8 protein-coding genes and 1 pseudogene are annotated in these 9,646 nt (G+C 65.5%); 3 read left to right on the top strand and 6 right to left on the bottom strand.

The window, feature by feature from the left end:
* Positions 1 to 123: 123 nt before the first annotated feature.
* The 3 genes and pseudogenes from PV721_RS37005 to PV721_RS36995 form a co-directional block, all read right to left on the bottom strand.
* Positions 124 to 735 (bottom strand): annotated as a pseudogene (locus PV721_RS37005) (conjugal transfer protein); the annotation flags it as partial.
* 56 nt (positions 736 to 791) lie between these two features.
* Positions 792 to 1,061: a hypothetical protein gene (locus tag PV721_RS37000; RefSeq protein WP_319732245.1), complete on the bottom strand. Its 270-nt coding sequence runs from the start codon at positions 1,059 to 1,061 to the stop codon at positions 792 to 794.
* Positions 1,058 to 1,327, bottom strand: coding sequence for a DUF6284 family protein (locus PV721_RS36995; RefSeq protein ID WP_319732243.1), 270 nt, complete (start codon positions 1,325 to 1,327; stop codon positions 1,058 to 1,060). Before PV721_RS36995 ends, PV721_RS37000 begins: the two co-directional genes overlap by 4 nt.
* 579 nt (positions 1,328 to 1,906) lie before the next feature.
* On the opposite strand from PV721_RS36995, the gene PV721_RS36990 reads away from it, so the two are divergent.
* Entirely contained in the window at positions 1,907 to 3,037 is a 1,131-nt protein-coding gene (locus tag PV721_RS36990) for a helix-turn-helix transcriptional regulator (protein WP_319732241.1), read from the top strand.
* Here the strand turns inward: PV721_RS36990 and PV721_RS36985 are convergent.
* From PV721_RS36985 to PV721_RS36975, 3 genes are all read right to left on the bottom strand, one after another.
* Positions 3,021 to 3,797 (bottom strand): NUDIX domain-containing protein, encoded by a 777-nt coding sequence (locus PV721_RS36985; protein ID WP_319732246.1) that lies wholly within the window; start codon positions 3,795 to 3,797, stop codon positions 3,021 to 3,023. The genes PV721_RS36990 and PV721_RS36985 overlap by 17 nt on opposite strands.
* An 800-nt stretch (positions 3,798 to 4,597) precedes the next feature.
* Entirely contained in the window at positions 4,598 to 6,091 is a 1,494-nt protein-coding gene (locus PV721_RS36980) for a hypothetical protein (RefSeq protein WP_319732239.1), read from the bottom strand.
* Positions 6,092 to 6,564: 473 nt separating this feature from the next.
* Complete coding sequence (locus PV721_RS36975) at positions 6,565 to 7,569, bottom strand: DNA cytosine methyltransferase (protein WP_319732238.1); 1,005 nt, start codon at positions 7,567 to 7,569, stop codon at positions 6,565 to 6,567.
* Between the two features lie 214 nt (positions 7,570 to 7,783).
* On the opposite strand from PV721_RS36975, the gene PV721_RS36970 reads away from it, so the two are divergent.
* On the top strand, positions 7,784 to 8,722 hold the full coding sequence (locus PV721_RS36970) for a restriction endonuclease (RefSeq protein ID WP_319732237.1): 939 nt from the start codon (positions 7,784 to 7,786) through the stop codon (positions 8,720 to 8,722).
* 348 nt (positions 8,723 to 9,070) lie between these two features.
* Positions 9,071 to 9,646: cellulose binding domain-containing protein (locus PV721_RS36965; RefSeq protein ID WP_319732235.1), on the top strand; the 576-nt coding region annotated here is incomplete at its 3' end.

The following is a 9,646-nucleotide window of genomic DNA, read 5'->3' as shown; positions in this document are numbered from 1 at the left end:
TCATGCGGGTGAACTCCTTGTCCCAGTCGATGCCGGACATGAGGGTTCCTCCTTCCCGTGCTTGGGCGGTGCAGGTCAGACGTGCTGATCGGGGTCGGGAGTCACGGCCGCCGTGACGGCGTCACGTCCTGCCGTGACGGACTCGGTCGCGGGTGTGAGGGTGATGGCGAACATGTCGCCGAGGGCGACGTCCGCGCCGGTGGAGATCCGCTCCCGCTGGACGTCCAGCAGCCGGGCCCCGAGCGTCGTGTCTGCGGTGCCGACCTTGCGGGCCAGGCGCCACGACGCCCGATCCGAACGCTTCCGGATCTTCGCGTCCGGGTGGTTGGCGGCGCGGGCGCGGTGATAGGCCAGGGCCCGCACCACGGCCGCGGCCTTCGCTTCGGCCTCGGCGTCACGGCCGTCGACATGGACCACGATCCGGCGGGCCAGGAACGCCATGCCCTCGGCCGACACCGACATGCCCAGCGGGGTGATCGCGTAGATCACGGTGCGGGGCCCGTCCGGGGCGGCGACGGCGGACATGACGGACGCGGCGGCCGGCAGGGCCCACAGGCCGGCGCGGACCACGGCCGGGGAGGATTGCCCCAGCATGGTCAGCCCCAGCATCACCAGAGCCAGGACCGCAGTGGCGCCCTCACCCGCGGCGACCGCTCCGAGCGCGGTACCGGAGTCGTAGGCACCCTTGATGTTCGAGTACGTCCCGTACCCGCCGGCCGCGCCCGTGGCGAGCATCGGCACGAACGCGAGGCCGAGAACGAACTTCTGGGCTCCCGTCAGGGGACGGCCGGTCACCGGACTTCCCCGTCCTTCTCGTCCTGGAACGGGGTGTAGGTGACGGGCTCCTCGGCGGTCCGCCTGCGGATCGTGGCCGCGGCCAGTCGTGGGTCCCGGCTGACGGTGCGTTTGGCGCTGAGGGTGATCCGTACGGCGAGGGCCCGGCGTTCCAGCAGCCGGTAGTACAGCCGCTCGTCCGCCTCCGCGATCGACGGCAGCGGCAGGTCCAGTGCTGCCACGATCGCGTCCAGCAGGTCGACGTGAGCTTCGGCGCGGTCGTTCATGCCGCGTCCCCCGAGACCTGCGTACCGGCGGAGCAGTTGGCCGCGTCCCGGCTGGCCGCCAGCACCCGCCGGTGCGCCCGCCGGATGCGCCGACTGTGAATCTGGGTCGGCGGCTGATGCAGCAGGACGATCAGCGCGTCCAGCAGCTCGACCTCGGCGAGGACGAGGGGCATCTCCGCCTCGATCGCCTCCAGCTCCGCGTCCGTCGGCTCCAGATCGGCCGGCAACGCGGTAACACCCGTGTGACGTGCAACGATGGACTTCATTGGGTCTTGCTCCTCTCAGACAGGAACGGGCCCGAACAGCAGCCCCGGCGTCCTACCGCCGGGGCTGCACGTCGTTGTGGAACAGGAAGAACTCCTCCGGCTCCCCTCAACACCGCCCGTCCACCGCTAAAGGCGGTGGACGGGCGGTGGAGGCAACCGGCCGCAGCACAACGCTGCGGAGGTTGAGTGCGCGAACCATTGCCGCGCTGACCGCCTTTTCAGCTAAAGGAGGCGGTGACCACACTGTTGAGTTCTAAAGGAACGGACGCTGCCTTCGTACTCGCCCCCTCGGGCTTTCCTCCGGGCTGCAAAGCGGGCTCTCAGTCGTGCGTACACACCGAAGCTGAGCCCTTTCGGACCTTCTGGTGCGCACCAGAAGGATGACATCTGGTGCGCACCAGATGCAAGCCCTCGGTTCGGTTGGGGCTTGCCGGTGTGTTCCGGTGTGACTTCAGGAAACGGCTCGGACAGGGGGTCTCGGTAGCCAACAGGGGTTAACCTCAAGGGTGTTAACCCGCTCCCACCTGCGGCAATTTGGTTAGCCCTTCCCAGGTGGCACGGCCATCGGAGGCGATGCACGTGGGCAAGGGATTACGAGCTGTTCGTACAGCGCGGGGGTGGTCGCAGGAGCGGTTGATCTTCGAGATTGAGCGCCACGCACGGCAGCACATGCTGAACGTCGCATCCAGCGCGAGCCTGAAGACCTACGTGTCGGAGTGGGAGAACGGCCGACGGGCCATCACGGAGCGGTACGCCGTAATTCTCCGGCCACTGCTCGGGGTGACGGATGCCGAGCTGGGCGGGGAGCCTGCTCGTTCAGTTCCCCAACAAGCGGATGGCTACGAGGACCTGTTGAGCCGGATCGACTCGGCGCGGAGCGTCAGCGATTCCATGGTGAGCACTTTCATGGACCAGACCGAGCTACTGCGGACCATGGACCGGCAGATGGGCGCATCGGGCCTGGTTGACCAGATGAACGGCCACCTGACGGCAATGGAGGACGCGCTCACCTTCGCGGTCCTGCCAAGGACACGCCGACCCATCGCGACGGCCCTGGCGGGGGCGGCGACCCTGGCAGCCTGGCAAGCACTGGACGCAGGGTCTGTGGAGCGCGCATGGCGGCACTACGAGCTGGCGAAGCGCGCCGCGCAGGACGCTGATGCGCCGCAGTACTTGGCCCATGCCATGGGGGAGCAGGCGTACGTCCTGGGTGATGCCGGCCGACCCGAGATGGCGGTGGAGCTCATTCGCGACGCGCAGCGCACCCACGCGGAGCGTCAGTCTTCTCGCCTTCGAGCTTGGCTGAGTGCCGCCGAAGCTGAGCTGTGCGCCGCCGCTGGCATGCACGATGATGCACGGCATGCGCTGGACCGGGCGGCGGCCACGCTGCCGGAAGGCGCGCACGCTCGTGACTCCGACATGCTGAGCATCTTCCTGAACGCGGACCACCTGGCGCGCTGGCGGGGAAACGTACTGGCGCTCTTGGGCGACAGCTCAGCCATGGGCGACCTCTACGCGTCTCTTCAGACGACTGACCCCACGTTCGTCCGCGCCAAGGCAGGGCTGCACAGCGACCTGACACAGGCCCACCTTGCACGCGGCGAGTTCGACGAGGCCCGCTCGAACCTCCAGCAGGCGCGCCTGCTGGCGAACCGCACGGGGTCTGTGCGGCACCGCCGGCGTGTGGAGCTACTTACGGGGCGGCTGTAGCCCGCGATGCGAGGACGTGCAGGAGGGCGACTAGGGTTCCTGATCCCATGAGCTTCCCCTCGGCCATGAGCCGGGGGATGTCTGCGAGTGGCACCCAGGCGATCTGCCCGGCTTCCTCGATGTCCGTGGGTTCGCCCACCTTCACCGCGCCCCGCGCCACGAAGATTTCGTGAGGCGAATCGACCATGCCAATCATGGGCTGATACGTCACGACGTGCTCGACGTTCGTCGGGCGCCAACCGGTCTCTTCCTCGGTCTCCCGCGCCGCCGTGGTCGCCGCATCCTCGCCTTCGTCCACGATTCCGCCGGGGAGTTCCCATCCCCACTGCTGCGGGACGAAGCGGTAGCGCCACATCATCAGGACGCGCTGCTGCTCATCGATCACAGCAGTGATCGCCACATGGTGCAGGCGCACCACGTGGTGCTCGAACCGCTCGACCCCGGGCGGCTCGACGTCGACGAGGTCGAGGTTCACCCACCGGTTCTCGTAGACCGTCCTGCTGCCGTGGATCGTCCAAGGCTCCAGCTCTGCCGGCGTGGGGACGGTCTCCCCACCCACGACTCGGTACGAGCTGCGGTCGTACGCCTTGATGAGCCGCTCGCTTGCCAGACGCGCGAGTACCTGGCGGAGGGCGGTACGGCCGATCTCCAGCTCAGCGCTCATGGTCCGCTCGGAGGGCAGTTTCTCGCCGGGGCCGTACTCGCCCGACTCGATCCAAGACCGGATCGTCTGGTAGACCCTCGTTGACTTCGGTCCCATCCTCAGAGCACTCTCCCCGTTCGCCGGCTGGTGATGACCAGCGTAGTCGGGGGGAATCACGGAGGGCTCAGCCATACTCATCTCTCTCCTGATCGGACCTACGGGCATCGCAGGGAAGGCACCTCGGAGAGTGCCCATGGCTGGTGATGGACATGCCGACTGATCATGGCCGTAGCCAACCTCTGGCCAGCACGACCGCCGAAGGTCAGATGTCGGAGCTAAAGGCCCAGGTGAAGACCGGGCCGGTTACGCCACGCGATCGGTCTTGAAAGCCGTCGCGGTTCGCGTTGGCGAGAGTTCCCCTGTTACATCAAGCACCCGGCTCCGCTCCGCGCGACGCTCCTGCCTGCGGACCGCTCCGCGCGCGCTGCGCCGACGACCACCCCTCCAAGGCGGGATAGGCCCAAAAGCATAAGAAGACCCCGACGGCCGTCGATTCCATCACTCACCGCATGCCTCCGGCGGGGGCCTCAGGCTCTGAGATGGCGGGGGCGCCGTGCACGGGTGCCGGCCGTGGAGGGGTTGAGGTGGGGAAGTCCCATCCGTCCACCGTCGACCCAAGACAAGCCGTGCAGACGGCTACGACCCCGCGACCACCACGACTACGCCGGCTGAACTGTCCTGGGCCCCGGCGCCAGTCGGGGCCCAGTGGTTGCGGTACAGCAGCGTCGTACCGCAACCAGCGCAAGCGCGCCCCGCCGTCAGCAAGCCGTAAAGCAGCCCGTATGAGCGTCGCTGCCCGATCCGGTTAGCGCTACGGATGGAAAGCAATCCGTGCCGCAGGGGCGCCGCAAGAACGCTTAGCCATGCAGTTCTTTAAGCCGCTCATGCAGGAGCGGATATTCGGACACGGGTCGAATCGGGGCAGGGTCCGGGTCCGACGTGTCCACAGGGTCAGGGTTCAAGGCTGCCATTACGTCAGCGACCAACCTCTTCAGGTCTTCATCGTCGAGAGCAATGACGTAGCCGCGCCCATCTCGTGCCGTATCCCTGCATCGACGCAAGAAACTGGCCTTATCCTGGAACGATCGACAAGCAAGGATGCCGAATTCTCCACGCAACGTGGAGAATCGAGAGGAGAGCTGATCCAACTCCGGATTCGTCACATCCTTGCCGTAATTCTTGCACTCGACGAAGACATACCTGCTTTGAATCCTGTGACGGATTAGATACTTGAAGAATCCATCCCTCGCAGTATTGGTGTACGAAATGTCGATTCGCTTACGACCGTCATGGATCTCCGTCTCCTTGTCTGACATGGACAGAGAGGGGTAGAAAATCGCCGTCAACAAACACTCAACGGCATTATGGTACCGCGTAGCATCAGCCTTCCCGGATGGAGTATCAATGACGTCCTGCAAAAGTCGCTCATAGTCCGGCATGGGCGTGTCCGCCGTTACTGACAATTCCCTGTGCGTCAGAGGCTGAGGTGCCACCTGCCTCTTAATCTGCCGATAGTGCTCATACACCGATGGCCTCTTGAGAGTCTCACGCGTCACATCAGGCTTTGTGCTGCCATACTTCCGCCTGATCTCCTTCTGGGTGGCCTTACGCCCTCCCCGAGTTCGGATCGCGCCAGCCAGCCCTCGGCTCGCAGCATCCCCTTCCTCCTCCTGGAGAACGGGCACCAAATGGTTCCTGTAATACTCACCTCGCGACATGTGCATGGACCGGCGCACGATCACCTTTGGGACCAGAAGCAGCTTCTTTCCGTCGGGAGTGGGAAGTTCGGTAAATCCGTTCTCCCATTCCAGGCTGACCGGATTCCATACCGGACCACTCACGACGTCATTCTCCAGCGGGATTCCAAAGAGCTCCGCCATCTGTTGAGTGTAGGTAATGAGCGGGCCGCGAATGATATTCGTGGTGACATCTGAGACGATGTCCTTATCGACGCCATCGATGAAGAATGCCGTATCTTCCAGGTCCTGGATCAACCCAGTCTTCGCAGCTTCACTCTGAGCCAGCTTCTCAGCGAAAGAAGCCCCCATTTTACTGCCGAATCCCCTACCAGCACTGGGGCCACGCGAGATTCCAAGGTGCGTTTCATTGGGTTCGCGGAGCTGACTGAGCAGAGCGACTGTGCGGCGCTTGTCATTCGAGCGGACAGAATCAAGCACGCTATCGAAAAACGTCTCAAGCATCTTGAGGCACTGCTTACCCCAGTCATCTTGAAGATACCGAATGGAACCTGGGTCTACGTACACTTGAATATCATTGACGGTATCCACGTCGACGAAGTCAAGCGTGCCCTGCGTTCGCCCCAACGAGTAGTATTCCGAAACACGGGTCATAGCGATTCCCCCCACCTAGATCACCTAGTCGGCATAGACAGTTTCGCGTGGCGTGACCCGGCTGTAAAGAGATAGGCGCCAGGGCGTCCGCCTGGCAGCGGTGCCACAGACGAAGGCTAGACCTCGGCACTGACAAAGGCTGCCGGATGCGGAACACGCATATCGACATGGAATACATGTTCGATAATGTGGGTTCAAGTTCCAGGCAGCCCACCTGGAAGAGCAACAGGTCCGACATGCGCATGAAGAGTCGGGCGCGTGCCAGCCCCTGTCCGAGCGAGGAGCTCGGGTGCGGAACCAAGGTCGTGGCTCATGCGCGGACAAGGAAGTGCCGACGACACTGCTACACGCAGTTGACCTGCTAGACCGTGTGAGACGCATGGGCCTCCGGAGCCGTGTGCGACCGAGACCCAGTCGGGGGGCTCCCGTCGCCCTCAGCCCCCACCTGGCGGCACTACGCCGTTTCACGACGGTCATGAACTCGCCGGCTGTGGTGTGGGCGCGGGTAGGTCGAGGGCAGCGGCAAGTACGTGCGCGGCGAGCAGTGGTTGAACAGCGTTGCCGATCTGCTGAGCCACGCCTTGCCCAGCCCAGGGGAAGCCCCTGGGGAAGGTCTGCAGCTGACCCGCCTCGCTGTCGGTCAAGCGCGGGAGCTCGGAGCCGTGCGGTGTAACGACCCGATTCCGTCGAATCTTGCCGGTGACGGTGAAGGCAGGTTCAGCAGAGGTTCGTCGGCTGCGCGCCGTGGGGTCGCCTCCAAGCCCGTAGTTACTGATCATCTCGAAGGGGTGCGGGCGGCTCAGTGCTTCCCCCATTGGCACCCATGGCAGGAGCCCGAGACCGGCCTCGCCGCGAGGCACACCCTTGCCAAACGCGTGATGCGTGGGCCGAGGCAGCACGGCAACGCCGCCTAGCCTGGCGATCATTACAGCGGTGCGCCGAGTCTGAGGCACTCCGAACTGCTCGGCTCGCAGTAGGCCACTCGCGACTGAGTACCCTTCCGCAGCGAGGGCCTCCCCCATCGCCTCCCACAGCGGAAGATTTGATGGGCTCTGAACCAGCGCGATCACGTCATACGCGCGCCCTTCATCGATTGCGGCCAGAGCCCATCGAAGGGGTTCCAATACCAGCCCCGTGCGCTCGTCCTCGGCATGCACCAGTTCGGCACCGACGTCGTCACGGCGCGACATCCGACCAACCAGATCAAGCACCTGGGTCAGTGCTGTGCGACCACGATGCCTGCCGGGAACGATGAAGGCCTGCGCCGGCGGATGACCCACGAGGACGTTTTCTGTCGGGAAGTCGCTGGGGCTTAGCTTCCGGACGTCTTCTTCAACAGTGGCCAGACCAGCGGCGCGTCGGGTTTGGCACGCGTGCCTACACCACTCCACACCCACCACGGGGACGCCTAGGTGCCGGCCGGCCACGCTCCAGCCGCCTACCCCGGCGAAGAGATCCACGATCTTGAACTTCGGCATAGTCCCCCTCGTCTCACGTGGCCCGGGACGCGACCCATCACAGCGGTGCCGCCCCCGTCGGAGGCTCCATCCGCAGCCGTCACCTTGGCCCTAACGTAAGACTACCTACCGTCAATGTCCGTTTTGGACAAATGATTTCGACATCTGATTTGGATGTGGCATCGTCTGGTCAGACCCAACTCGGGGTGAGTTACGCACATGTTGAGGGAGGCTCGTGATCGAGACTGCTACGCCGGCTCCGGAGTGGACGCTCCAGCCTGGTGACACGATCGAGCGCAAGGAACTGCACAGCATCTTTGGGGGACGGACCCAGGGCGGCATCGGGCCCTCGGCGAAGACCCCCAACGTGTTCGTCTTCACGGACCCCGTGGCAGGCGAGAAGCACGGCTACTACGACGACTGGATGCCGGACGGCCGCTTCCACTACAGCGGCGAGGGCCAGTACGGGGACCAGCGGATGGTCTCCGGTAATGCCAGCATCCTCAACCACCAGCTCGAGGGCCGTACGCTCCGGGTCTTCCAGGGCGCACGTGGCACCATCCGCTACCGCGGCGAATTCGCCGTTGACCCGGAGAACCCCTGGTACGAGACGGACGCGCCGGAGACCAACGACGGCCCCCTGCGCAAGGTGATCGTCTTCCGGCTGGTGCCGCTCGACACCAAGCCGACGACCCCCGCGACCAAGCTCGGCCGGTTGCTCGAAAGCAACCCCAGCCCCGTGGACGTACTGCCGATCGAACGGAACGAGACGGAGAAGACCTTCGTCAACCCCAACCGCGAGCAGTACGAGGCAGAGCGTAAGGAGGGCAAGCTGGTCACCGCATTCGCCGGGTATCTCACGAGCAAGGGGCTCGAGTCCTGCCGGCACCGGCTGCTTCCGCCCGGCGAGAGCCGCCCGCTCTTCACCGACCTCTACTGCAAGCAGCTCGGGTTGCTGGTCGAGGCCAAGGGCAGCGTGACGCGCGAGAACGTGCGCATGGCCATCGGCCAGCTCGCGGACTACAGCCGTTTCGTGGACCACACCACGCGGGCGATCCTGCTGCCGAGCAAGCCGCGGGCCGACCTGATCGATCTGGCCCACAGCCAGGGATGCGTGGCGATCTGGCCGGAAGGCAAGCGCTACGCAGCAACGGACACGAGCCTGCTCCCGTAGATCCCGGAAGATGCTGGTGTGGGCGACCCGTGCAGGGACCGCCCTCACCCGCATCGGAACTCAATGAACGTGACGGCTCGAGCCCGTCGCAGGCACTGGGGAGCCAAACGGGGAGCCACCGGAGGCGACACAACCTGGATCCCCTTGGACTGCCTTGGACAGTCGGGAGCCGGAGACCTTGGGGCGGCAGGGCTCCGCGAGCCTGCTTCCTGATGCCCCGCTTTCCCCTTCCTTAAGCGGAACCTAAGACTCACCAGAGGCGCACCGAAACGAACGAATGTCCGTTTCGGTGCGGCTAGCGTGCTGCCGCATCCTCCAACTCCCCAGTAACACAGAGGCAGGCACGCGATGGGCAGCACAGTCGGGCACCGGCGCAGGACGAGCCGCAGGGCCAAGGTCACGGGAGCGATCGTGGCGGCGGCGGTGATCGGGGGCGCGGTGTTCGCCTTCACCGGAACCGCCCAGGCGGCCTCCGTCGGCGCCGTGTACACGAAGTCCAGCTCCTGGAGCGGCGGTTACACCGGCCAGTACGTCATCACCAACCACACCGGCCAGGTCCAGTCGGACTGGACGCTCCAGTTCGACCTGCCGGCGGGCACGAAGATCGACTCCCTGTGGAACGGCACCCACACGGTCTCCGGCCGCCGCGTCACCGTGAAGCCCGCGAGCTGGAACCGGCAGCTCGCGGCCGGGGCCTCCGTCACCGTCGGCTTCGTCACCAGCGGTTCCGACTCCCCGGGCAACCCGACCGGGTGCCTGATCAACGGGGTGAAGTGCTCCGTCGACCAGGGTGCGACGGCCCAGCCGAGCGGGCGGCCCACCGCCCGTCCCACCGTCACCGCGACCGCGGCGCCGACCGCGCCCGCCACCTCCGCCGCGCCGACCAGGACCACGGCGCCCTCCCCGACGCCCACTCCCACCGCC

The sequence above is a fragment of the Streptomyces sp. MB09-01 genome, from assembly GCF_033794505.1.
Lineage (GTDB): Bacteria > Actinomycetota > Actinomycetes > Streptomycetales > Streptomycetaceae > Streptomyces.
The sequence above is the reverse complement of the archived record's forward strand: the minus strand, read 5'-3'. Positions and strand labels throughout refer to the sequence as shown.

What these genes read in the sequence shown, in the direction of transcription:
- PV721_RS37000 (WP_319732245.1), bottom strand. Translation starts at nt 1,061, where the DNA reads ATGAACGACCGCGCCGAAGCTCACGTCGACCTGCTGGACGCGATCGTG.
- PV721_RS36995 (WP_319732243.1), bottom strand. Translation starts at nt 1,327, where the DNA reads ATGAAGTCCATCGTTGCACGTCACACGGGTGTTACCGCGTTGCCGGCC.
- PV721_RS36985 (WP_319732246.1), bottom strand. Translation starts at nt 3,797, where the DNA reads ATGGGACCGAAGTCAACGAGGGTCTACCAGACGATCCGGTCTTGGATC.
- PV721_RS36980 (WP_319732239.1), bottom strand. Translation starts at nt 6,091, where the DNA reads ATGACCCGTGTTTCGGAATACTACTCGTTGGGGCGAACGCAGGGCACG.
- PV721_RS36975 (WP_319732238.1), bottom strand. Translation starts at nt 7,569, where the DNA reads ATGCCGAAGTTCAAGATCGTGGATCTCTTCGCCGGGGTAGGCGGCTGG.